We start from the raw sequence: 356 nt of genomic DNA, 5'->3' as shown, positions 1-356 counted from the left end.
CCGGCCCTGGGTCACCCGGAAGGCCCACTTCTGCTCCTCGGTGACCGCGGTCGCCGGCGGATGGGCGACACTGCCCAGCGGCGAGGTCTCGGTCATCCCCCACGCGTGCAGCACCCGCACCCCGTGGCGGTCGGCGAAGGTGCGCATCATCGACGGCGGCACCGCCGAACCACCCACCACCACCGCACGCAGATGCGTGATGTCCTGCGGATTCGCCGCCAGCGCCGCCAGCACGCCACCCCAGATCGTCGGCACCGCCGCGGCGAAGGACGGCTTCTGCGCGGCCATGCACTCCAGCAGCGGACCCGGCTGCAGGAACCGGTCGGGCATGAGCAGATTCGCCCCCGACATCAGCG

General features: G+C 72.5%; 1 protein-coding gene. It reads right to left on the bottom strand.

The genetic code is table 11. The annotated features are described in order from the left end of the window. Positions 1–356: AMP-binding protein (locus IU459_RS37720; RefSeq protein WP_195134333.1), on the bottom strand; the 356-nt coding region annotated here is incomplete at both ends.

This window comes from Nocardia amamiensis, assembly GCF_015477605.1.
GTDB lineage: Bacteria > Actinomycetota > Actinomycetes > Mycobacteriales > Mycobacteriaceae > Nocardia > Nocardia amamiensis_A.
Note: the sequence above shows the minus strand (reverse complement) of the source record. Positions and strands in the feature narration are given on the sequence as shown.